Below are 21,811 nucleotides of genomic sequence, written 5' to 3'. Positions count from 1 at the left end.
CGCGATCATTTCGGGCACCGCCGAAAGGTCAGCCGCCGCTGTGCAGCAGGTCCACGCCCAGGCCCGTCACCGAGTGCAGGACCGCCTTGCCGTCCCGCTCCGTGGTGATCAGCCCGGCCGCGCGCAGGGTGCGGGTGTGCTCCGAGACCGAGGGCAGGCTGATGTCGAGGTCCCGGGCCAGTTCACTGGTCGTGCGCTGCTCGACCAGCAGCTGGAGCACGGCCGCCCGGGTCCGGCCCAGCAGCGCGTCCAGCGCGCCCTCCGCCGCGCCGGTCGCGGCCAGCGGCAAGGGGGTCAGCGCCGGGTAGAGCAGGACGTGCGAGCCGTCGGGCTGGCCGGCGAGCAGCGGGCGGCCCGTCCAGAACGACGACGGCATCAGCGTCAGTCCGCGGCCGCCCAGGTGCAGCTCGTAGTCCGGCGGCCTGCCCACCTCGAAGGCCGTCCCGGACCAGCCGGCGGCCGGATGCGTGCTCGCCAGGGCAGCCTTGATGCCGTGGGAGGCCAGCAGCCGGGTGCGCCAGGCGACGTCCGCCTGGAAGGAACGCCGTATCCGCGGCCATTGCGGTGCCACGACGGAGGCGTACGCGGATCTGAGCGCGCCGTCCAGGACGTCCCACGCCTCGCGGTCCTGACCCCACAGCGCGCGCAGCCAGGAGGCCGAGCCGGGGGCGCGGGCGGCGGCCCGGTGCAGCTGCTCCCCGGTGAGCAGCGGGCCCGCGTCGCGCACCAGCGCCAGCCCCTGTTCGAAGTCCCGTACGAAGGGCTCGACGAATTCCGGATTGTCGCCGTCCGGCCGCAGCAGGTCCAGCAGCGGCCGCGCCCGCCCCGGCAGCTCCCGCCCGACCCGGCTGCGCCAGCGCCCGAAGACGGCCGGTTCGTCGGTGCGCTGCCAGGCGACGAGTGCCAGGGCCAGCTCCACCAGCGGGAGCGGTTCGCTCGCGAAGGTGACGTTGAAGAGGTCCTCGGCCGTGAAGTGCACCCTCAGCAAGGTCTGCCCCCGTGCGTAAGGCGGAAAGGCGTCAGCCGTACATGCGGCGCATCGCGTAGTCGACCATCTGCTCGACCGCCTTCGCGTCGAAGACCATCCGGTGGTCGCCCTCCATGTCGAGGACGAAGCCGTACCCGGTGGGCAGCAGGTCGATCACCTCGGCGCCGGTGATCACGAAGTACTTGGACTCCTTGCCGGCGTACCGGCGCAGCTCCTTGAGCGTGGTGAACATCGGGATGACCGGCTGCTGCGTGTTGTGCAGCGCCAGGAACCCCGGGGTGTCGCCGCGCGGGCAGTAGACCTTCGAGGTGGCGAAGATCTGCTGGAAGTCCTCGGCGGACAGCGACCCGGTCGTGAAGGCCCGCACCGCGTCCCCGAGCGAGGGCGGGGACGGCTCCGGGTACAGCGGCGGCGCCTGCTGCGCGTAGCCCTGCGGGGGCTGCTGCGCATACTGCTGCTGGGCACCCGGGTTCTGGTCGTAGCCGTACATGCGGCCCACCCTACCGAGCGGCCGGAGCCGTACCGGCCGGTACTGGCCACCGATGCCCGGCGGGGCCTCAGCCTGAGAGGTCCCCGGCCTTCAGCGCCCGTACGAACGGAACCCACGCGCGGGCCGCGACGATCAGGGCGGGGCCGCCCGGCCTCTTGGAGTCCCGGACAGGGACGAGTCCGGCGAGGCCGTCCGCTACCTCGACGCAGTCGCCGTTGTCGCCATTGGTGTAGCTGCTCGTCCGCCAGACGGCCTTGGTGAAATCAGTCCCGCTGCTTGCCATTTCGGAGGTCCTCGGCTGTCGATTCGATCATGGCGAGGGACACCTCAGACGACAGTGCGGCGGCCCTGAGCCGATCGTATGCCTTCCTATACCGCTTCACGGTGGCCGGATCATCGATGAGTTGACCGTGATACGGGCCCTCGGTGTACATGACCGGCGGCTCGTCATCGAACTCCATGAGTTTCATCGAGTGGGCCATGAAAGGACTGAGGGGCGCGTTCCACGGGAGGATCTGTGGAACGATCCGGCGACGCCGCGCCAGTGCCGCCACGTGGTCCAGCTGGTCCGCCATCTCCCGGGGCGGCAACAGCGGACTCCGCAGCAGCGGCTCATGCATGATCACCCAGTACTCCGGCCGTTGCGGGTCGTCGAAGAGCCGTCCCCGCTGGAGTCGGTTCCGCACCTTCGTATCCACCTCCTCCGGCAGGTCCAGCGGGTGCGTGACGTGCGTGATCGCCCGGGTGTACGGGGCCGTGTGAAGCAGTCCGGGAATGAGCGCATGGCCCCACTCCTCGATGGACCGAGCCCGCTTCTCCATCTCGGCGACGGGCGCGAAGTACTCGGCGTGCACGCCCCGCCGGGCGTTCCTGACGTCCTCGCAGCGCCGCTCGAAGAAGCCGTCCGTCGCCAGCACCTGATCCACATGCCGCGCCAGATCCATCGGCATGCGCCGCTGGGGGCGCTCGATCTCACTCAGGTAGCTGACGCCGTAGAAGCTGCCCTCCACCGTCTGCTGAAGGGTGAGGCCCGCCGCCTCCCGCTTCCAGCGCAGCTCCTTGCCGTACAGGGCCGGCACGCTCGCTGAGCCGTCAATGTCCTTGCGTGCGGCCACAATCGCCCGCCTTCCACACTTCGCACTGTGGAGCCCGAAACCCTTCCCACGCTACGCCGACCCACGCCAGCCTGTGAGCAGTTCGTCACAGTCCGCACAGGAAGGCATCCCCATGAGCACCCACCCCCACGACCGCGAGGCCACCGAATGCCTCGACCGGCTCCGCGCCGCCCTCGCGGCACACGGCATCACGCTCCCCTCCCTCGACCTCCACCTCCTTTCCTACGCGGGCAGCTACCGGACCCCGCCCCTGATCAGCCTCGGCAACTGCAACCTGGCCACCGCCCAGCGGCTGGCCGACGCCCTGGCCGGCGGCCGGTGAACGACCTCACCATCCGGCTGCTCGCCGTCCCCAAGGCCGCCGCCCTCCTCCGCCACGCCGTGCGCGAGCACCTCGGGGCCGACGCCTGCCCCGAGGCGGAACTCTGCGTGAGCGAGCTGCTGAGCAACGTGATCACCCATCTGGGCGAAGGCACGCCCGTCACCCTGCGGATCACCGGAAGGGCAACCCGTACGCGGGTCGAGCTCACCGATCCCGATCCGCACGCGTGGCCCGTACTCCGCCAGGCGGTGGCCGACACCGACGAGTCCGGGCGGGGGCTGGCCCTGCTGGCCGCCGTATCGCTGGCCTGGGGCGTGCGCCGGAGGCGGAACGGCAAGACGGTGTGGTGCGAGCTGCCGAGAGAGTCGTCACAGTCCAGGCGGTAGGGGTTGCGCCTTATTACTCGCGGGTAGCATCATTACGTTACCGATTGGTATGTACGAGGAACCTGTCTCCCCGAGCCTTAACGGAGCCGTCGCCATGGGGCACTACAAGTCGAATCTCCGCGACATCGAGTTCAACCTCTTCGAGGTGCTCGGCCGCGACAAGCTGTACGGCACCGGTCCGTTCGAGGAGATGGACACCGACACCGCCAAGAGCGTCCTGTCCGAGCTGGCCCGCCTCGCCGAGAACGAGCTGGCGGAGTCCTTCGCGGACGCGGACCGCAACCCGCCGGTCTTCGACCCGGCCACCAACACCGCGCCCGTCCCGGCGTCCTTCAAGAAGAGCTACGAAGCCTTCATGGACTCCGAGTACTGGCGCCTGGGCCTGCCCGAGGAGATCGGCGGCACCGTCTCGCCCCGCTCCCTCATCTGGGCCTACGCGGAGCTGCTGCTCGGCTCGAACCCGGCCGTCTGGATGTACTCCTCCGGCCCGGCGTTCGCCGGTGTCCTCTTCGACGAGGGCAACGAGGCGCAGAAGAAGATCGCGCAGATAGCGGTCGAGAAGCGCTGGGGCTCCACCATGGTCCTCACCGAGCCGGACGCCGGCTCGGACGTCGGCGCCGGCCGCACCAAGGCCATCCAGCAGGCCGACGGCTCCTGGCACATCGAGGGCGTGAAGCGCTTCATCACGTCCGGTGAGCACGACATGGAGGAGAACATCCTCCACTACGTCCTCGCGCGCCCCGAGGGCCACGGCCCGGGCACCAAGGGCCTGTCCCTCTTCCTGGTCCCGAAGTTCCACTTCGACTGGGAGACCGGCGAGCTGGGCGAGCGCAACGGCGTCTACGCCACGAACGTCGAGCACAAGATGGGCCTCAAGGCCTCCAACACGTGCGAGATGACCTTCGGCGACCAGCACCCCGCCAAGGGCTGGCTGATCGGTGACAAGCACGACGGCATCCGCCAGATGTTCATGATCATCGAGTTCGCCCGGATGATGGTCGGCACGAAGGCCATCGCCACCCTGTCGACCGGCTACCTGAACGCGCTGGAGTACGCCAAGGAGCGCGTGCAGGGCCCGGACCTGGCCAACTTCATGGACAAGACCGCGCCCAAGGTCACCATCACGCACCACCCCGACGTGCGCCGCTCGCTCATGACGCAGAAGGCGTACGCCGAGGGCATGCGCGCCCTCGTCCTCTACACCGCCTCCGTCCAGGACGAGATCCAGCTCAAGCAGGCCGCGGGCGAGGACGCCTCCTCCCTCGTCGGCCTGAACGACCTGCTCCTGCCGATCGTCAAGGGCTACGGCTCGGAGAAGTCGTACGAGCAGCTCGCGCAGTCCCTGCAGACCTTCGGCGGTTCCGGTTACCTCCAGGAATACCCGATCGAGCAGTACATCCGGGACGCCAAGATCGACACCCTCTACGAGGGCACCACGGCGATCCAGGGCCAGGACTTCTTCTTCCGGAAGATCGTCCGCGACCAGGGTGCCTCGCTGAACGTCCTCTCCGAGACGATCAAGAAGTTCCTGGCCGAGGCCGTCGGCGGCGAGGAGCTGGCCCCGGCCCGCGACGCGCTCGCCAAGGCCGCCGTCGACCTGGAGGCCATCGTCGGCCAGATGATCGTCGACCTCACCGCCACCGGCGAGGACGTCAAGAACATCTACAAGGTCGGCCAGAACACCACCCGCCTGCTGATGGCCTCGGGTGACGTGGTCGTCGGATACCTGCTGCTCAAGGGCGCCGCCGTGGCCGCCGAGAAGCTCGCGACCGCCTCCGCCAAGGACGTCCCCTTCTACACCGGCAAGATCGCCGCCGCGAAGTTCTTCGCCGCGCAGGTCCTGCCGGGCGTCTCGGTCCAGCGCGCGCTGGCCGAGGGCGTCGACAACTCCCTCATGGAGCTCGACGAGGCCGCCTTCTAGGCTCCGCCCGCCGAACGCCGAACGCCGAACGCAGAACGCAGAACGCAGGACGCCGAAACCACTAGCGGCCGGGCCCTCCCGCACGGGGGCCCGGCCGCCGGTCTGCGCGGCCCCGCTCGCCGGTGTGCGGGCCCGTGCCCTGCGGCTTTCCCCGTTGTCGGTGCTTCATGGGACTCTCGTACGTATGAGTGCACAGGAGCAGCAGCGCAGCAGGGGGTATTCCGTCCCCACCGGGCGGCCGTACGCCCTCAAGGAGCTCCAGGCGAACGTGGGCGCGCTCGGCGACCGGGTCACCGACCTGTACGACGGCTCCCACCCCGCCGAATACGAGGCGATCGCCGACGCCCTGTACGTGGCCTTCCAGACGGCCGCCGCCCTGGCGCCCGCCAAGAGCTACACCGGCTGCCCCGAGCACCCCAACGGCGCCCTCGACCCCGAGGCGCCCGAGGGCTGGGGCCGCTGCCTCATCTGCAACAACCGGCGCCGGCTCGGACAGCGGCTCCAGGGCGGCCGTACGGCCACCGCCGCGCCGGGCGGGCAGCGACGCCTCGGCTACCCCGTACCGGACGGCCCGTACACCCTCGACGTCCTCCGCCGGTACCTGCGCACCATCGACGAACAGCGCTTCCACCTGACCATCGGCTCCCCCGCCCAGGACTTCGTCCGCATCGCCGACGACCTGCACCGCGCCTTCATCGTCGCCCGCGAACTGTCCCGGCCCCGCAACGCCTCCGGCTGCTCCGAACACCCCGGAGCGCCCATCGACCCCGACGCACCGCCCGGTGAGGCCTGTATCTTCTGCGCCGGACGCAAGAGACGCGCGCAGCGCTCCGCGCAGACCCCGGAGATGCTCCCGCGCATCCGCCGGGGCGAGCGCAGGCAGCTGCAGCGCAGATTCGAGCGCCCGCCGGGCTGAGAATCGACGGGACCGCCGAATCACAGGCGCGGGACCAGTCCTCTCGGCTATCCGCCGCAGTCCGGCCATGGCGTACACGACCGTCGTTAAGGTGAACCACATGAGCTCTCCCGCCCGCTTCGACCGCGGCCACACCGACGATCTGATGACCTTCCTGACGGCCAGTCCGTCGCCGTACCACGCCGTGGCCAACGCGGCCGAGCGGCTGGAAAAGGCAGGCTTCAGGCAGTTGTCGGAAACGGACGCCTGGGACGCGGGTACCGGGGGCAAGTTCGTGCTCCGCGGTGGCGCGCTCATCGCCTGGTACGTCCCCGAGGGCGCGGCGGCGCACACCCCGTTCCGCATCGTCGGCGCGCACACCGACTCCCCCAACCTGCGGGTCAAGCCGCTGCCGGACACCGGCTCGCAGGGCTGGCGGCAGATCGCCGTCGAGATCTACGGGGGGACCCTGCTCAACACCTGGCTCGACCGCGACCTGGGCCTGGCCGGGCGGCTGACCCTGCGCGACGGCACCGAGCGCCTCGTGAACGTGGACCGCGCCCTGCTGCGCGTACCCCAACTGGCCGTGCACCTCGACCGGTCGGTGAACACCGAGGGCCTCAAGCTGGACAAGCAGCGCCACATGCAGCCGATCTGGGGCCTGGGCGAGGTGCAGGAAGGCGACCTGATCGCCTTCCTGGAGGAGGAAGAGAGCCTGGAGCAGGGCTCGGTGGCCGGCTGGGACCTGATGGTCCACTCGATCGAGCCGCCCGCCTACCTCGGCCGCGACCGCGAGCTGCTGGCCGGCCCGCGCATGGACAACCTGCTGTCGGTGCACGCGGGCGTCGCCGCGCTGGCCGCCGTCTCCACGGCCGGCAAGCTCGACCACATCCCGGTGCTCGCCGCCTTCGACCACGAGGAGAACGGCTCGCAGTCGGACACCGGCGCGGACGGCCCGCTGCTGGGCAACGTGCTGGAACGTTCAGTCTTCTCGCGCGGCGGTACGTACGAGGACCGCGCGCGGGCCTTCGCCGGCACCATCTGCCTGTCCTCGGACACCGGCCACGCCGTGCACCCCAACTACGCGGAGCGGCACGACCCCTCGCACCACCCGCGCGCCAACGGCGGCCCGATCCTGAAGGTCAACGTCAACCAGCGGTACGCGACGGACGGCAGCGGCCGGGCCGTGTTCGCGAACGCCTGCGAGCGGGCCGGCGTGCCGTGGCAGACCTTCGTCTCCAACAACGCGATGCCGTGCGGCACGACGATCGGCCCGATCACCGCCGCCCGCCACGGCATCCAGACCGTGGACATCGGCGTCGCGATCCTGTCGATGCACAGCGCCCGCGAACTGTGCGGCGCGGAGGACCCGTACCTGCTCGCCAACGCGCTGGTGGCCTTCCTGGAGGGCTGAGTCCCCAGGAAGGCCCCCGTACGGGCCCCGTGTCGGGCTACCCTTCGTCGTCCATCCCGGCGAGGACGAGGGGCAGCCGGGAGGCGCCGTCGGCCGAGACCCGGACCGGAACGCCCCAGTCCTGCTGGTGGACGTGGCAGGCCGGGTACTCGTTGGCGTCCGCGGCGGAGCCGCTGTCGGACTCAGTGTCGTCGCAGGACGCCGCCATCGCGGAGACGTGCAGGACGCCCTCGGTGACGCCGTCCGCGAGGACCAGCTCGCGGAAGAGGTCGGTCCCGGGCCCCTCCCCCGCCGCCAGCAGCCCGGGCGGGGTAGAGGAGACCAGCAGGCGCGTCGAAGGGCCGTAGCGGGTGTCGAGCTTCTGCCCGCTCGGCGCCTGGAACACCACGTCGAGGCGGAGCGTGCCGGGCGCCACCTCGGTCGCGGCCCGCTGCGTGCGGTGGGCCACGGACTCGACCCGTACGGCCTCCTCCGGAAGCCGCAGCCGGGTCAGCCGGTGCCGGGCTGACTCGACGACCACGATGTCCGCGCCCGCCAGGACGGCGTCGCTGGGCTCGCGCAGATCGGTGGCGAGCGTCGTCACCTGCCCGGTCGCCGGGTCGAACCGCCGCAGCGCGTGGTTGTAGGTGTCGCCCACCGCGACCGAGCCGTCCGGCAGGGCGGTGACCCCGAGCGGGTGCTGGAGCAGGGCCTGGCCCGCCTCCCCGTCGCGGTGCCCGAAGTCGAACAGGCCCGTGCCGACCGCGGTCCGGATCACGTAGCCGTCCGGGGTGTCCTCGACGTACCGCAGGGCGCTGGTCTCGGAGTCGGCGATCCACAGCCGGTCCCCGGCCGCCGCGAGCCCGGAGGGCTGGGCGAACCACGCCTCGGCGGCGGGCCCGTCGAGCAGGCCCTCGTTGGTCGTCCCGGCGGCGACCTGCACGGTGCCCGCCTCCGGATCCCAGGTCCACAGCTGGTGGACACCGGCCATCGCGATCCAGACCCGGCCCTGCCACCAGGCCACGTCCCACGGCGAGGACAGGTCCACCTCCAGCGCCGGCCCGGAGGTGGGCGAGCCCTGCCACCACTGCCGCCCGGTCCCGGCGACCGTCTCCACGGCCCCGGTCGCGGGGTCGTACGTCCGCAGCGCGTGGTTGACGGTGTCGGCGACGACGACCCGCCCGTCGGGCAGCAGCGCGAGGCCCTGCGGCTCGCTGAAGCTCTGCGCGGTGAATCCGCGCTCCCCGCTGCCGATCCGCCGTACGACGCTCTCCCCGTCGGCGGCCAGCTCCACGAGCTGGTGCCGCGTCGAGTCCGACACCAGGAAGTTCCCGGAGGGCAGCAGGAGCGCCTTCCCGGGGAACCGCAGATCGGTCGCCACCGGCTCGGGCGCCACGTACGGCCCGTCGCCGCGCCGCAGGGTCCCCTTGGCCTCGTGCTCGGCCTCCAGCTCCTCGACGAGCCGCGCGATGGCGTGCGCGTGCCCCTCGCCGGCGTGCTGCGCGACGATGTACCCCTCGGGGTCGATCACGACGAGCGTGGGCCAGGCCCGTACGGCGTACTGCTTCCAGGTCGCGAGCTCGGGGTCGTCCAGCACGGGGTGGTGCACCTCGTACCGCTCGACGGCATCGATGACGGCGGCGTGCTCGGCCTCGTGCACGAACTTCGGCGAGTGCACGCCGATGATCACGACGGTGTCGCGGTGCTTCTCCTCCAGCTCGCGCAACTCGTCGAGGACGTGCAGGCAGTTGATGCAGCAGAAGGTCCAGAAATCCACAACAACGCACTTACCTCGCAGCTCGGCGAGGCTGAGCTCTTTGCCTCCGGTGTTCAGCCAGCCGCCCTTGCCGATCAGCTCGGGGGCGCGGAGACGGGCACGCTTGCGGGGTGCGGGCGCGGGGGTGGGCGCCGGGGCAGCATCGTTCATTCTTCAAGCTTGCCATCCGCCCGTGGACGCAGGATCACGCCGGTGCGAACCGCCTGCTCAGGGCATGCGCTCCACCACAGCGACTTCAGAGAACTCCCGCAGGAAGGTCATGTGACCGGTCCTCCCCGTGTGCTCGATGCACATGTCGGTGCACACGTCCGCGTTCCCGGTCGGCGCGGCAGTCCACTGGCAGTCCGGGTTCAGGCACCGTGCCGTGGCCGTCGTCTCCGCCGAGGGGTGGCGGTGCATGACGTAGCTGACGTACCGGAGCACAGCTCTCACGGTCATGCCGCTCCCTCGGGGTGCGGGTGGTTCCGGAGCTCCACGTTGCAATCGCTGACCGTGGAGTGGTCGCCCCGGAGACGGGCTTCCCGGCGCTGTGCGGCAAGGGCGGCGCAGACCCCGCAACCGGCCACCGGTACGGGCTCCGGGTCCGTGCGCAACGGCAGCTCTACCGGGGGTTGCGCATACGTGATCGCCTTCACGGCCCCGCTCCTCGTGTCGTCCGTGTAGCGACCACGCTAGAAACGTCGGAGCTGCAACTCCCAGGGGATTGCACGAGTTTGCACGGCTGTCACCTGAGAGCCTGAATGGCGCTCGTGATCAGCGAGCGGGCCTTGACTCCGTAGACGGCCATGTCGGCCAGTTCGGTGAAGGTGTCCGCGTATCCGGCAACCTCACTCGGCTGGGTCAACGTGAGGTACCCGGAGACCAACTCCACGTTGACCTGTGCGGTGTCAAAGATCCAGAACCCCTCCACCGGCATCCGGGACCGATCGGTCCGGGTGGGCACGACGCCCAGACTGACGCTGGGCAGGGAGCCGACCGTAAGCAGGTGGCTGAGCTGTTCCTCCTGCACGTCCGGCCCGCCGAGACCGTTACGCAAGACCGACTCCTCAACCAGGAACGCGAACCGGCGGTCACCCTCGTAGAGAACGCGCTGACGCTCCATGCGCACGGCGACGGCATCGGCCACGTCATCGACCTCGACCCGTCTGCGCTGAACGGCACGCAAGACGGCTTCCGTGTAGCCGTAGGTCTGGATCAGGCCCGGAACGAACCACGAGGAGTAGGAGCGAAACCGGCGGGTTCGCTCGAAGAGCGGCAGACGGGCTTCCTGTGCTTGCTTGAGCCCGGCGCGCTCCATGCGTCGCCAGCCGATCCACATATCTTCGACGGTCCGCAGCGAGGCGATCAGATCGTCCGCCTGCCCTTCGGCCCCGCACGCGCGGCACCAAGCCCGGATGTCGTCGGCGGACGGAGGCGTACGGGCGTTCATGATCCGGGATGACTTGGACGGGTGCCATCCGCAGAGCCGGGCGAGATCGCGCCCGTTCAGGCCGGAGTCCCGGCAGAGCTCAGCGAGTCGGTTCGCCAGAGCCTGCCGGGCCTGCTGGGCATTCGAAGAGGGAGAGACAGCCATGGTGGTGACCGGTCAGCGCGGCTTGTACTCCTCGTGCGGGATGGCGCGTTGCCAGACAGCCTCGAACGCCGTGGCGCACAGGTGGACCCGCGCAGGATCGTCGGTGTACTCCCGCCCGTCTTCGTCCAACTGGCCCTCTCCGGTGAAGTGGTGGAAGAGGGCTTGGCTGCTGTCGAAGACCCAGAAGTCCGTACCTGGCAACGCCAAGTCCGTCGTCTGCCGGCGGGGCAGCCACCGGACCATCTCACCCGCAGCGAGATTGGTGAAGGTGCAGTCGCACTCGTAGCGCACGTAGTCACTGATCGGCTCGGACACGATGCGGACCCGGCGGACCACCACCCCGCGCGCCGTGGCAGCGCTCACCGCGTCGTGCCAGCCGCCCCACCACGACGACCGATCAGCCGGGTCCAGCCGCTTGCCCTGCTGCCAGGCAAGGAACTCCGGGTCATCGAGCATGTAGCTGTCACGCAACTCAAGATGCACGGCCGACTGCTGCGCGCGGGCCAGTGCGTTACGCGCGGGTGGCTGCACTTCCGGCTTCTCCGTTCTCGTCCGGGCGCGGGATGCACTTCAGCATCACCGCAGGGAGCCTGATGATCGTTTCGTGGTCCGGCACGTCCGTGGAGTGCCCGGGGATCGAGCCGATCTCCTGGCAAGCCTTCACCTCTTCCGCCGTCGCCTTGTACGACTGGATCAACAGGTCACCGGTCTCTTCATCAAGCCAGATGGTCGGGGACTCGTCGGTCGGCGTGTTCGGGATGATGCCGAGGAACCTTAGGTTCACGATCACTCCAGGTGTCGAGTCGGTTGCACGAACGTGCACGAGCCTCACTCCTGTGGCTGACCGGCGCAAGAGGGCGTCAGGACAAGCTTGTTGATGCAGGGTGCGGGTACGACGAAGCCCCCGACAGCCACCCAGTACGGGCAGCCATCGGGGCTTCAGCAATGCTTCGCACAGCCTGTCGACCCCTTAACGGGGGGATTCTCAGGGTCTCAAAGAGGCCATTTCCCAGTGGCCGCAAGCGTCGGCAGTCCAAAAACGGAGCCGCACCCAGGGCGCGTTTTTCGAGCTGGGGCCGGGGTCGCTGTGAGGGCTGCGCCTGAACTTTGGACATCCCTGGTGACGAAGTGACGGAATGACGATTACTTCTGATCCACTCATGGAAACAACAACACTTCTATAAGAGGTAACCGGGCGAGAGCGTCATTTCGTCACTTCGTCACGCGTGTCCGCTGCCGACAGAAGGGGGTTTACCCCGGTGCTCAGGTGGCGGTGTCGGCGCCCAGCTTCGCCCAGTGGATCTGAATGCGTTGCTCTGGAATGATCCGCTGGCCGCGCACCCCCTTGGTCACTTCAACCCGGTCTATGGCAAGCGACAACCGGCCACGCCGGTCTTCGTTGTTCGCGTCCGCCCACGCCTCACGCAGAGTGAGGCCGTCGAGCATCGGTGACACGTCCACGGACGGCATGGGGAGCTTTCGGAGATCGCTGCTAAGCCCTTCGATGCGTCCTCTCAGGCGCTCCGCAAGCCGGTTGTAACGCTCCACTGCTGCTGCGCCGCTGAACTCACCGCGCACGTAACGCGCGTCCTCCAGATCGGCGAGGCGGGCTTCCTCATCCTGGATCTCAGCAGTAAGCGCATCACGTTTCGCAAAGGTCTCCGGGTCTACACGGTGCACCCAGCGGTCTGCGATCGCGACAAGCAACGGGTCGTCCAATTCGAGTGCTGGGAGCTTCGTGAGGAACTGTTCCGTCACGTACTGGTCAACCGCTTCAGACAGCGCCGACGCTCCGATGCACTGGTTGCCCGCGCGGCGAGCCATGCACTGGTAGCTGCCTCCCACACGGTGCATCCGGCGACCGCAGCCAGGAACCGCGCAGAAGACGAGTCCCGTGAGCAGCGCCGTCCCCTCGGGCTTCGGTCGCCGCTTTCCTGCGTGTACAAACGTCCTGGATTCCAGGGTGCGGATGATCTGTTCACGCTCTCCGACCGCGATGATCCCCTCGCCGATCTCGACGGTGTCCAGAGTCTCGGGATCGCGGTACGGGAAGACCCTGCCTGTGTACTTGCGCTCGCCGTCGTCCGTCTCGACGGTCTCCGTCTCCGGCATCAGGCCGGCGAACGCTGGGGAGCGCAGGAGCTGCATGATGCTGGCCGCGTTCCACTGCCCGCCTCTGGGCGAAAGGATCTCGTACTCGTTGAGAAGCCGGGCGATCTTGACCAACGACGTTCCGGCGAGCGCTTCATCCGCGATCAGACGGGCGTAGACGGCGTGCTCCGGGTCGTGGACGAGCTTCTTGGTCTGCGGGTCGATGAGTAGCCCGTACGGAGGCTGTCCGCCGATCCACTGGCCCTTGCTGCGTAGGTAACGCTTGGCATGGCCGACGCGTGTGCCGAGATTCTTCGACTCGGACCGGGCGAGTTCGGCGAGCATCGCCACGACCATGCGCGCCGAGTCGTTCGAGGTGTCGAGACCGTCCACGACCGAGACGAGACGGCCGCCGGCCTTCTCGATGCCGTCCAGTACCTTGCCCACCTGGCCGATGCCCTTGCGCGACAGACGGTCCAGTTTCCAGACGATCAACGTGCCGACGACGCCCGCCGTGACGGCCGCCAGTGCGGCGTCGAAGCCCTTGCGCTCAACGGTCTTGTAACCGGAGCGCCCTCTGTCTATGTGGACCTTGCGGACGGTCAGTCCGTTACGTTCGGCCCAGGCACGGCAGTCGGCTTCCTGCCGTTCGATTGCGGTCTTGCCGTCCCGGTCAAGGGACAAGCGAAGGTACAGGTCACAGATCGCGTCTTGGTGCACACACTCAGTGTGACGAAGAGTTCGGTGGTCTGTTGTCTATTTTCAGAAATCGAGGATCGTAATGCGTCCTCGCAGGTCGGCGAGGGTGAGGTCTTTCCCGCCGGTGTTGAGCCAGCCGCCCTTGCCGATCAGCTCGGGGGCACGGACTCGGGCACGGCGGGGTGCGGGCGCGGGGGTGGGCGCCGGGACGGCATCGTTCATGCTTCAAGCTTGCCATCCGCCCGTAAACGCCCGGTCACGGCCGTACGACGGCCATTGCGGTCAGCAGGCCGGTCAGCGGTTCGGTCAGCGGGCGTACGAGCCGATGCCGACCAGGCAGTACACGTATTCGTTGATGACGGCGCCGTTGAGGGTGTAGCGGTGCGAGAAGGCGTACTCGGTCTTGGGGTAGTCGTCGCAGCGGTCCATGTCGGAGGTCATCGGGATGCTCCCGATGACCCGGTAGTGGGCGTCGGACGCCGAGCAGGAGACCTCCTCCACGTCGTCGACACGCGTCGCGGTCGTCGAGTCCGGCAGGGTCCCGTTGAGGCAGGTGCCCCGGTCGTACGGGGTGGGCGCGGCGGGGGTCGCCGGGTACGTGGGGCTGTACGAGGGCCTGGCCGAGGGGCTGTACGACGGGCTGTACGAGGGGCTGTAGGACTGGCTGTAGGACGGATAAGGAGAAGGCGACCAGGCACTGCCCGAGGGCGTGGGCGTGGATGTGTCCGTGGCCGTCGGCGTCGAAGAGGCTGACGCCTTGCCGTCGGTGTTGTCGTCCCCGGAGCCGACCACGACGAGGCTGATGATCACGGCCACGACGAGCCCGACCGCCACCAGCCATCCGGCGGCGCCCTTCTTGGCGGGCTGCCCGGGCTGCGGCGGTCCGGCGGCCCCGGCCGGCGGCCACCCGGGGACCTGGGACTGCGCCTGGGTCGAAGCTAGGAACGGACTCGGCGCGGCCACAGCACCCTGACCCTGAGCGGGGGCCACCCTGATCCGCGCCAAGACCTCCTGCCCGCCGACCCGCGCCCGCACCAGGTCGCCGTCCCGCGTCCCGGACGGAATGCGCAGGCGGACGGGGCCGGTCGGCAGGGTCACGGTCATGATCACGCCGTAGGTGGACTGTTCGGGGGTGATCGTCAAGTCGAGTTCCTGCGACGACACGAGATGCTCCTAGGGGCGAGAGGGCGCAAGCCGTCGGACAGACCTTCCGGAAGTCTGCCAAGCCCCGCAGAGGTGACGCAGGCATTCCGCCAACCCTGCTCAACCGACCCGGATCAGGACAGGAAGGAACGAAGGGAGCCCGTGAGCGCGGTGACGAAGTCGTCCTGGGTCTCGGCCGGGAGCAGGTCCAGGGAGAGGTACGGGTTGAGGTCCTCCAGCTCGACGAGGAGCAGCTCGCCGGAGGGCGCCCGGCAGGCGTCCACCCGCTGGATGCCGTGAGTGAGGGTGTTCCACTCGATGAACGTCCGCGCGAACGCCAGGTCGGCCCCGGTCGGGTCGTAGGGCCGCAGCTCCCAGCGGCGTTCGGGGTCCGGGGCGTACAGCGCGTACTGGAAGGCATCGTCGACGAAGTAGAAGGACACCTCGTACGCGAAGTCGATGCGCGGCTGGATGAGGATCTCCCCGGCCGGGCCGGACGGGTCCGCGGTGAAGGCGAGGCCGATGGAGTCCGCGCCCTGCTTGGGCTTGACCGCGTACGAGGGGACCTGCGGCAGCTCCGACAGCCGGGCCGGGTCGTCGACGGTCGGGATGACCGGGTAGCCGGCGGCCGTCAGGTCGAGGAGGTACTGCTTGCCCGCCATGTCGCCGCGCCCGGTGAGCGGGTTGTAGACCCGGATCCCGGCGGCCAACGCCGCCGCGCGGAAGGAGTCGTAGGCCTCCTGGTAGTGCAGGACCGGCCCGCTGTTCCGCACGACGACGGCCTCGAAGCCGGGCATCAGCGCCTCGGCGTCGGCGGGATGACACAGAGCGATCGGAAAGTGCGCCCGCAGCCGAGAGGTAAGGAATATGTCCTCATCGCAGTACCGACGCCCGCGCGCCGGGTACGCCAGATCGGTCACGTAGAGCAGAGCCATGGCCAGAACCTATCGCGGGCCCGGATCAGCGCGGTTCGGTGAGGCCCCGCCCGTCGAGGGCAGCGAGCACCTGCCGCACGACGGCGAGCAGCTCCGCCTCCGTCACGTCCCGCTTTCCCGAAGGGCTGAATCGATCGGATAGTCATCCAATGCATACAGAACCTGATCGAGCTGGTGGGACAGGACCGGGCTGATCCGTTTCACCCACGCGCAGCGCCTCCCTCCGCGCACCCAGCCACAAGGAGGCGAATTCCTCGGGCCGAACACCCCCGGACGACAGCTCTCTCATCAGCGCCAGCTGCCGGCCCGTCGCCGAATCTGCCAGCACCGCTTGAGGCATCTTTCCAAACTCTTCTTCCTTCTCCGTACCGTCCCACATCCGCCTCCTGGGCAGTTCAGAGCTTCGCCCGGGCTGTCTCGGCAGCGTCGACGCGATTACGTGTACAAACTCTCATCGGAGATCACGACACTCGGGAAGATCTTCACTGTCAGTTCTCCAGCGGTGTCGCTTGATGCATAGGCGACACGGACGCCCGCCCCATCCGGTTCGTCGATGATGCGCAGCAGCGTGGCGCCTTCTCGGAAGATCCTCAGGGATGTCACTCCAGGCGTGGGCCTCCAGGTCAGATTGACGGAGCACGCGATGCTGTCGTACGACAACTCCAGCTCTTCGCCGGAAACCTCCTTGAATCTGAGCATTCGGCACGTATCCCCTACGATTTCCGCATCAACGCCGAAAGCAATCAAGAACTCGTCCGGATCCGGCGTGATGAATTCTGCACCCATGGATATTTGCCTGCTTCCTGATGCGGTCGCTTGTTACTCGGAAACGGAGCCTGCCGCCCTACTTCGGAGGAGGGGTTATGGTCGTCCACCAGCTACCTCCCCTAAAGATTGCCGAAGTGAGGCGATGCGTGCCGTCCGGCATGATTTGCCAGCTGGATTCGACCTCTCTCCTTCCGAACCTCCCTTCTATGACCGAGGTTGTCACACCATAATCACCCCATTCATTGCTGAACGTACGGTCGAACCCTCGTGAAGTAGCCTCCTCCAGGTGGGCGCGTACGTACTCACGTGATGCAGGGGTGTCATCGAATCCAATACTGCGAAGCTGTTGGGCGTTCTGCTTGGCCCGAGCCGAGTTATGGGAATCCTGTTTGATGTCCTTGTCGAACAGATAGTCCAGTTTTCCTTCAGTGACCTCTACACACGGGGCCAGGCCCAGAGGGTCGGACCATGTGTGGGGATTGTGAACGTAGGTCGCCGGATTGGGGGCCGGAATGAGCCCGAGGGGGTCCGGGGTGAGGTAGCGGGCTGTTTCGGGGTCGTAGGTACGGAAGAAGTTGTGGTGGAGGCCCGACTCCGGGTCGTAGTACTGGCCCGGGAAGCGGAGCGGGGTATAGGCCGTCGCGTCGCGGTTCCACGTTGTTGTGCCCCATAGCGTGCTGCGGGTGTGCCACGCCGTGGTGCCGTCTTCGGCCAGGAGCTGGGTCGGGGTGCCGATCACGTCCGTGACGATCGCGAAGAAGCGGTCGTCGACCGAATCGTCGTCGATGTGCTCGGACTGGGTGAGGGGGTGGAGGCCCTTGTGGGTCCAGGTGAGGGTGACCGGGCCACTGGTCTGTTCGCAGAGGGTGGTGCCGTCCCAGGTGAAGAGCGTTTCCTCGACTATCGTGCCCTCGGCCGAGAGGCGTTGCTTGGCTGTCCGGCGGCCCAGCGGGTCGTAGGTGTAGCGCCAGCGGGTGCCGTCCGGGGTGATGACGGCCGCCAGCTGGTCTTCCGCGTTCCACTCGTACCGCCAGGTCTCCGGTTTGCGGGAGAGGCGGGTCTTCTGGCGGAGGATGACGCGGCCGAGGGCGTCGTGCTCGTACCGGATCGCGCCGGCGCGGGTGATGCGGGTGCCGGTGTAGGTGCGCCCGCCCTGGGCTTCCGTGCCCGGGTGGCGCTCCGGCCAGGTGGCATGGGTCTGGTTGCCGGCCTCGTCGTAGGCGTACCGCTCTGACCAGCGAGGGGCTTCGACTGCGGTGACGCGGGTTGCCGCGTCGAGGGTGAACGTGCGGGGGCCTATGAGGGAGTCGTCGATGCCGGTGAGGCAGCCGTCGGCTCGGTAGCTATAGCCGCGGCGCTGTAGCGTACGGCCGTCCTGGCCGATGACCGTCTGTGCGGTCAGGCGGCCGGAGAGGTCGTACTCCTGGGTGAGGGAGAGGCTTGCGCCCAGCGTGCGGGTCAGTTCCTGGCCCGCGGCGTCGCGCTCGAAGGTGAGCGTGCGGCCCGCGGTGGTGAGTGCGGTGCGGTGGCCGGCTGCGTCGTACGTCCAGTGGGAGACGGCGCCGGTCGGGGTGGTACGGGTGGTCCTACGGCCCATCACGTCGTAGGCGAAGGTGAGGGTGCGGCCGTCGACCGTCTCCGAGAGGACGGTGCCGGCCTCGTCGCGTCGCCAGGTGATGGTGGAGTCGAGAGAGGACACCGCTGCCGGACGGTCGCAGGCGTCGTACGTGTACGTGGTCGTACCAGCCGACGTCGTTTTGGCTATGACCTGGCCGAGGGCGTTGCGGGCGTAGGCGACCGCCTCGCCCAGGGCGTTGGCGCGGGAGATGAGTGAGCCCGACGCGTCGTAGTCGTAGGTGATGGTGCGCGCGTCGAAGTCCGTCTCCGCGGCTAGCCGGCCCGCCACGTCGTAGGTGTAACGCCAGTTCAACCCTTGGGGGTTGGTGACCTCGGTCAGGCGGAGTTCCGTGTCGTGCGTGAAGCAGTAACGGGCACCGTCGGGGTCGGTGCGCGCGGTGAGGAGGTCGAAGTCGCCGTACTCGAATGCCGTCACCCCGCCCACCTCGTCCGTATGGGTCAGGCAGTTCCCCTCGCCGTCGTACGTCCACGATTCCGAGCTGCCGTCGGCGTTGATTCGACGCAGGAGGCGGCCCTCGACGCTCCAGGTCAGGTGGGTGGTGCGGCCCAGGGGGTCGGTGATCGCGGTGGGGCGGCCGAAGGGGTCTCGGGTGTAGGTCGTCGTCGCACCCAGGGGGTCGGTGGCCGACACGAGGCGGCCTGCCGGGTCGCAGTGGACCGTGGTCGTGTGGCCGAGGGCGTCCGTCACCGAGGCCAGGTGGCCGCGGGCGTCGTAGCCGAAGCGGGTCGTGGCTCCGGACGGGTCCGTCAGGGAGGTGCGGTTGCCCTGCGCGTCGTACGTCTGGCGGATCGTCGTGCCGTCGGGGTTGACGACCAGTGTCGGCAGGCCCAGCTCGTTGTACTCGGCGCGCGAGACCCGGCCGTCCGGGCGGGTCACCGACGTCAGGCGGCCGGACTCGTCGTACGCGAGGCGGACCGTGCGGCCCAGCGGGTCGGTGCGGGAGAGGAGGCGGTTGTAGGCGTCGTGCTCGAAGCGGGTGGTCGCCCCGGCCGGGTCCGTCTCCGCGACGACCTGCGCCCGATCGTTGACCACGTACTGGGTGCGGTGGCCCAGGGAGTCGGTGTGGGTGGTGAGGCCGTCTTCGTAGGCGAACCGGACGTTCAGGTGGCCGTTGGTGCCGGACTGGGCGATGCACCGGTGCCGCTCGTCGTAGACGTAGTCGAAGTGCCGGTCGTTGGTGTCCGTCCAGGAGGTGATCCGGCCCAGTTCGTCATAGGCGAAGCGCAGCGGGAGGCCCGAGGAGTTGGTGACCTCCGTGAGGTGGCCGTCCGTGTAGCCGTAGCGGAGTACGTGGGTGCCGTCGGCCAGGGCGAGGCCGGTGATACGGCCGTCCGCTGAGGTCAGGCGGACCTCGTAGCCGCCGCTGTGGGAGAGGGCGAGCGGGGCACCCGACTCCTCGTCGTAGGTGAAGGCGATCCACGCGCCGTTGCGGTCGTCGAGCTGGGTGAGGCGGCCGTCTTCGGAGAAGTGGCGGACGCGGCCGGACTCCGGATCCGTGACCGTGTAGCCGCCGTCCGGGTCGCGGGTGAGGGGCCAGCGCTGGCCGAGGCTCGGGAGCACCGGGATGCCGGGCTCCTGAGGGTGGGGATAGCCCAGCAGGCTGCCGTCCTCGCGGACCAGTACCACGCCCTCGGCGTCGAACTCCAGGCGCTGGTCGACCGTGGAAGCCCAGGTGGGGCCGAACCAGCGGCCCGAGCGGTACGAGGACTCGAAAGTTCGGCCGAATGTCAGCGGTAGTGAGCCCGGCAGGACGAGGTCCGTCTGCGGGAGGATCATCCGGCCGGTCGCGATGTCGACCGGGTCGTCCCGGCAGGACTTGCAGTCGGCTTCGCGGGACTTGTCGTGCGGTGCCTCCCGCAGCTCCTCACCGGGGGTCGGCTTGCGGGGCCCGCTTGGCAGATCGTCCGCCAGCCTGGTCAACCGCGTCAGGCTCTTGGCGGTGCCCGCGCCCTTCGAGCCCAGGGCTTCGGGCAGGAGCTTGCCGACGAACTCGTGCGGGTCCTTCTTGAACTGGTCGAGCATGGCCGAACCGGCTGCGACCGGGTCGTTCACCGTGGTCATCAGGCCGACGCCGGTGAGCTTGAGCTGCTGGACGTACTCCACCGGGTGCGCGCGGTTGTACGGGTCGTTCGGGTCGAGGGAGCGAACGAAGGAGACCATGCCGACCGTGCCCTTGACGACGCCGCCGAGCAGATGGGTCTTACTGACGCCTTCGACATACGCGTCGGACTGGAGCTGCTGGGCCAGCGAAGGCATCGGCGGAGCCGCGTCCCGGGCCTTCTCCAATGCGCCGACCGCCGCCCTGGCCGCCTCGTCGCGCTGGCGGCGGGCCTCGGCGAGCTTGTCGCGGGCGGCCGCGATGCCGTCCGCGCCGGGGTCGGTGAAGCCCATGGGGCGGCCCGGCAGCGGGTCCTGCCGGTCGCGGACCGCGGCCTCGTAGGTGTCGCACCACTTGGCATACGCGGCGTGAGCGGCCTGGGACGTCTTCACCGCGGTCCGGTACGCGTCGAGGGCCTCGCGGGCCTGCCCCTGGGCCCACTCCACCGTGTCCGCGTACCGCTCCAGCGCGCCGGCGGCCGTCTCGCAGGCATCCGCGGCCGTGAACCAGCGCGGGGGCTGCTTCTGTGCCGTGGCGCGGAAGGCGGCCGCCGAGGCGCCCGTGATCCCGTCCTCGTCGAGGCCTTTGAGGCCCAGCCCGGTCTGGTCGAAGGCATTCTGGAAGTCGCGCAGGTGGGCGACCGTGGCGCGGAGCGCGGACACACTGCCGTGGACCAGCCGACGGTGGTCGTCGGTCTCACCCAGCTGCAGTTCGTGGGCTTCGCCACTGATCAGGTTCGCGACCGAGTTCGTCGCCCCGCGGAGCGTCTTCGCGCCGCCCTGCCAGCCCATCCCCTCCAGACTGTCCGCCGCCTTGTCTCCGGCCCATTCGAGGCCCTCGCCCACCAGGTCGGCGCCGGTCTCCAGCCACCCCTTGCCGGCCATCAGCGCTCAGCCCCGTCGGGATTGCGGATCCGTTCGAGTTCTTCGGGCGTCATCCCGGCGAACTCGGTGCTCCGCTCCACCAGGTCGCCGACAAAGCCCTCGTTCAGCACCTTGTGCTTGGCGTCGGCCCAGGCCGCGTCGAAGTCCTCCGTCGCCTGCTGGGCCTGCTCCGGAGTTTCCCGCACGACCGGGTTCCGCACGATCGAGTCCCAGGACTGCTGCTCGACCGTGTCCTCGTCCGCGTGGGGGTTTCCCACGAAGGCATTGGCCGCGACCTTGAACGTGCCCCCGCGGTACTGGTCTTCCTCCCAGACCAGCCCCGCCGCGATCTTCAGATCGCCGGCCAGCTTGCTCGCTTCCATGACGAGACCCCGGACACCCCATTCCCAGCGCATGCAGAGGTCCGCGAAGACGGATGCGACATTGTCGTGCCCGGCCTCCATCCCCGTCAGCACCAGCTTGCTGAAGCCGGCGCCCATAGAGGACGGGCCTGCCTGGCCGAACTCACGCAGCTCACCTACGGCTGCGCGGAGCCCGTCCGTGATGTTCTTGACCGCGACCGGATCCATCTCCAGGTCACTGCCGGTGTCACCGCTCATGTGTCCACCCCCCAGTGGTTCCGGAACAGGCTAGTGCGCCGGAACCAGTTCATGATCTTTAGTTCCGGTGGACGAGACGGAACCGGCCACCGCGT

At 68.9% G+C, this 21,811-nt stretch carries 21 protein-coding genes; 5 read left to right on the top strand and 16 right to left on the bottom strand.

What is annotated here, in order from left to right:
- Window positions 1-28 precede the first annotated feature (28 nt).
- The 4 genes from J7E94_RS35695 to J7E94_RS15575 all read right to left on the bottom strand — a co-directional run bounded on the left by J7E94_RS35695 (window position 29) and on the right by J7E94_RS15575 (window position 2,593).
- The gene (locus J7E94_RS35695; protein ID WP_215015937.1) at window positions 29-979 is read right to left on the bottom strand and encodes a helix-turn-helix domain-containing protein; all 951 of its coding nucleotides are present in this window, start codon (window positions 977-979) and stop codon (window positions 29-31) included.
- Between the two features lie 40 nt (window positions 980-1,019).
- On the bottom strand, window positions 1,020-1,478 hold the full coding sequence (locus J7E94_RS15585; RefSeq protein WP_215015936.1) for an SseB family protein: 459 nt from the start codon (window positions 1,476-1,478) through the stop codon (window positions 1,020-1,022).
- A gap of 67 nt (window positions 1,479-1,545) precedes the next feature.
- Complete coding sequence (locus J7E94_RS15580; protein WP_215015934.1) at window positions 1,546-1,761, bottom strand: DUF397 domain-containing protein; 216 nt, start codon at window positions 1,759-1,761, stop codon at window positions 1,546-1,548.
- Window positions 1,742-2,593 carry a helix-turn-helix transcriptional regulator gene (locus tag J7E94_RS15575; protein WP_215015932.1) on the bottom strand — a complete coding sequence of 284 codons (852 nt, stop codon included), beginning with the start codon at window positions 2,591-2,593 and terminating at the stop codon, window positions 1,742-1,744. Before J7E94_RS15575 ends, J7E94_RS15580 begins: the two co-directional genes overlap by 20 nt.
- A gap of 112 nt (window positions 2,594-2,705) precedes the next feature.
- On the opposite strand from J7E94_RS15575, the gene J7E94_RS34570 reads away from it, so the two are divergent.
- From J7E94_RS34570 to J7E94_RS15555, 5 genes are all read left to right on the top strand, one after another.
- On the top strand, window positions 2,706-2,915 hold the full coding sequence (locus tag J7E94_RS34570; RefSeq protein WP_251056715.1) for a hypothetical protein: 210 nt from the start codon (window positions 2,706-2,708) through the stop codon (window positions 2,913-2,915).
- Window positions 2,912-3,301 (top strand): ATP-binding protein, encoded by a 390-nt coding sequence (locus J7E94_RS15570; protein WP_308345094.1) that lies wholly within the window; start codon window positions 2,912-2,914, stop codon window positions 3,299-3,301. Before J7E94_RS34570 ends, J7E94_RS15570 begins: the two co-directional genes overlap by 4 nt.
- 94 nt (window positions 3,302-3,395) lie before the next feature.
- Window positions 3,396-5,222 (top strand): acyl-CoA dehydrogenase, encoded by a 1,827-nt coding sequence (locus tag J7E94_RS15565; protein ID WP_215016060.1) that lies wholly within the window; start codon window positions 3,396-3,398, stop codon window positions 5,220-5,222.
- A gap of 184 nt (window positions 5,223-5,406) precedes the next feature.
- On the top strand, window positions 5,407-6,138 hold the full coding sequence (locus J7E94_RS15560; protein ID WP_215015929.1) for a hypothetical protein: 732 nt from the start codon (window positions 5,407-5,409) through the stop codon (window positions 6,136-6,138).
- 100 nt (window positions 6,139-6,238) lie between these two features.
- Window positions 6,239-7,531: a M18 family aminopeptidase gene (locus J7E94_RS15555; protein WP_215015928.1), complete on the top strand. Its 1,293-nt coding sequence runs from the start codon at window positions 6,239-6,241 to the stop codon at window positions 7,529-7,531.
- A 37-nt stretch (window positions 7,532-7,568) separates the two neighbouring features.
- Here the strand turns inward: J7E94_RS15555 and J7E94_RS15550 are convergent, their stop codons facing one another.
- The 12 genes from J7E94_RS15550 to J7E94_RS15495 all read right to left on the bottom strand — a co-directional run bounded on the left by J7E94_RS15550 (window position 7,569) and on the right by J7E94_RS15495 (window position 21,716).
- Complete coding sequence (locus J7E94_RS15550; protein ID WP_215015926.1) at window positions 7,569-9,437, bottom strand: NHL domain-containing thioredoxin family protein; 1,869 nt, start codon at window positions 9,435-9,437, stop codon at window positions 7,569-7,571.
- Between the two features lie 57 nt (window positions 9,438-9,494).
- On the bottom strand, window positions 9,495-9,725 hold the full coding sequence (locus J7E94_RS15545) for a hypothetical protein (RefSeq protein WP_215015924.1): 231 nt from the start codon (window positions 9,723-9,725) through the stop codon (window positions 9,495-9,497).
- Window positions 9,726-10,011: 286 nt separating this feature from the next.
- On the bottom strand, window positions 10,012-10,860 hold the full coding sequence (locus J7E94_RS15540) for a helix-turn-helix transcriptional regulator (RefSeq protein WP_215015921.1): 849 nt from the start codon (window positions 10,858-10,860) through the stop codon (window positions 10,012-10,014).
- A gap of 12 nt (window positions 10,861-10,872) precedes the next feature.
- A complete protein-coding gene (locus tag J7E94_RS15535) occupies window positions 10,873-11,343 on the bottom strand; it encodes a DUF6879 family protein (protein ID WP_215015920.1) in 471 nt (156 codons plus the stop codon).
- Window positions 11,344-11,371: 28 nt separating this feature from the next.
- A complete protein-coding gene (locus J7E94_RS15530; RefSeq protein ID WP_215016058.1) occupies window positions 11,372-11,644 on the bottom strand; it encodes a hypothetical protein in 273 nt (90 codons plus the stop codon).
- 479 nt (window positions 11,645-12,123) lie between these two features.
- Entirely contained in the window at window positions 12,124-13,671 is a 1,548-nt protein-coding gene (locus J7E94_RS15525; RefSeq protein ID WP_215015918.1) for a recombinase family protein, read from the bottom strand.
- Window positions 13,672-13,713: 42 nt separating this feature from the next.
- On the bottom strand, window positions 13,714-13,872 hold the full coding sequence (locus tag J7E94_RS15520) for a hypothetical protein (RefSeq protein WP_215016077.1): 159 nt from the start codon (window positions 13,870-13,872) through the stop codon (window positions 13,714-13,716).
- Window positions 13,873-13,956: 84 nt separating this feature from the next.
- Complete coding sequence (locus J7E94_RS15515) at window positions 13,957-14,814, bottom strand: hypothetical protein (protein WP_215015916.1); 858 nt, start codon at window positions 14,812-14,814, stop codon at window positions 13,957-13,959.
- Window positions 14,815-14,927: 113 nt separating this feature from the next.
- Entirely contained in the window at window positions 14,928-15,728 is an 801-nt protein-coding gene (locus J7E94_RS15510; RefSeq protein WP_215015914.1) for a hypothetical protein, read from the bottom strand.
- 435 nt (window positions 15,729-16,163) lie between these two features.
- Complete coding sequence (locus J7E94_RS15505; RefSeq protein ID WP_215015912.1) at window positions 16,164-16,514, bottom strand: hypothetical protein; 351 nt, start codon at window positions 16,512-16,514, stop codon at window positions 16,164-16,166.
- A gap of 58 nt (window positions 16,515-16,572) precedes the next feature.
- The gene (locus J7E94_RS15500; RefSeq protein ID WP_251056714.1) at window positions 16,573-21,117 is read right to left on the bottom strand and encodes a putative T7SS-secreted protein; all 4,545 of its coding nucleotides are present in this window, start codon (window positions 21,115-21,117) and stop codon (window positions 16,573-16,575) included.
- Window positions 21,117-21,716 carry a hypothetical protein gene (locus J7E94_RS15495; RefSeq protein ID WP_215015910.1) on the bottom strand — a complete coding sequence of 200 codons (600 nt, stop codon included), beginning with the start codon at window positions 21,714-21,716 and terminating at the stop codon, window positions 21,117-21,119. Before J7E94_RS15495 ends, J7E94_RS15500 begins: the two co-directional genes overlap by 1 nt.
- Window positions 21,717-21,811: the final 95 nt, after the last annotated feature.

This window comes from Streptomyces sp. ISL-94, assembly GCF_018614075.1.
Classification (GTDB): domain Bacteria; phylum Actinomycetota; class Actinomycetes; order Streptomycetales; family Streptomycetaceae; genus Streptomyces.
Note: the sequence above shows the minus strand (reverse complement) of the source record. Positions and strands in the feature narration are given on the sequence as shown.

What these genes read in the sequence shown, in the direction of transcription:
- J7E94_RS15585 (WP_215015936.1), bottom strand. Translation starts at nt 1,478, where the DNA reads ATGTACGGCTACGACCAGAACCCGGGTGCCCAGCAGCAGTATGCGCAG.
- J7E94_RS15580 (WP_215015934.1), bottom strand. Translation starts at nt 1,761, where the DNA reads ATGGCAAGCAGCGGGACTGATTTCACCAAGGCCGTCTGGCGGACGAGC.
- J7E94_RS34570 (WP_251056715.1), top strand. Translation starts at nt 2,706, where the DNA reads ATGAGCACCCACCCCCACGACCGCGAGGCCACCGAATGCCTCGACCGG.
- J7E94_RS15565 (WP_215016060.1), top strand. Translation starts at nt 3,396, where the DNA reads ATGGGGCACTACAAGTCGAATCTCCGCGACATCGAGTTCAACCTCTTC.
- J7E94_RS15560 (WP_215015929.1), top strand. Translation starts at nt 5,407, where the DNA reads ATGAGTGCACAGGAGCAGCAGCGCAGCAGGGGGTATTCCGTCCCCACC.
- J7E94_RS15555 (WP_215015928.1), top strand. Translation starts at nt 6,239, where the DNA reads ATGAGCTCTCCCGCCCGCTTCGACCGCGGCCACACCGACGATCTGATG.
- J7E94_RS15550 (WP_215015926.1), bottom strand. Translation starts at nt 9,437, where the DNA reads ATGAACGATGCTGCCCCGGCGCCCACCCCCGCGCCCGCACCCCGCAAG.
- J7E94_RS15545 (WP_215015924.1), bottom strand. Translation starts at nt 9,725, where the DNA reads ATGACCGTGAGAGCTGTGCTCCGGTACGTCAGCTACGTCATGCACCGC.
- J7E94_RS15540 (WP_215015921.1), bottom strand. Translation starts at nt 10,860, where the DNA reads ATGGCTGTCTCTCCCTCTTCGAATGCCCAGCAGGCCCGGCAGGCTCTG.
- J7E94_RS15520 (WP_215016077.1), bottom strand. Translation starts at nt 13,872, where the DNA reads ATGAACGATGCCGTCCCGGCGCCCACCCCCGCGCCCGCACCCCGCCGT.
- J7E94_RS15510 (WP_215015914.1), bottom strand. Translation starts at nt 15,728, where the DNA reads ATGGCTCTGCTCTACGTGACCGATCTGGCGTACCCGGCGCGCGGGCGT.
- J7E94_RS15505 (WP_215015912.1), bottom strand. Translation starts at nt 16,514, where the DNA reads ATGGGTGCAGAATTCATCACGCCGGATCCGGACGAGTTCTTGATTGCT.
- J7E94_RS15500 (WP_251056714.1), bottom strand. Translation starts at nt 21,117, where the DNA reads ATGGCCGGCAAGGGGTGGCTGGAGACCGGCGCCGACCTGGTGGGCGAG.
- J7E94_RS15495 (WP_215015910.1), bottom strand. Translation starts at nt 21,716, where the DNA reads ATGAGCGGTGACACCGGCAGTGACCTGGAGATGGATCCGGTCGCGGTC.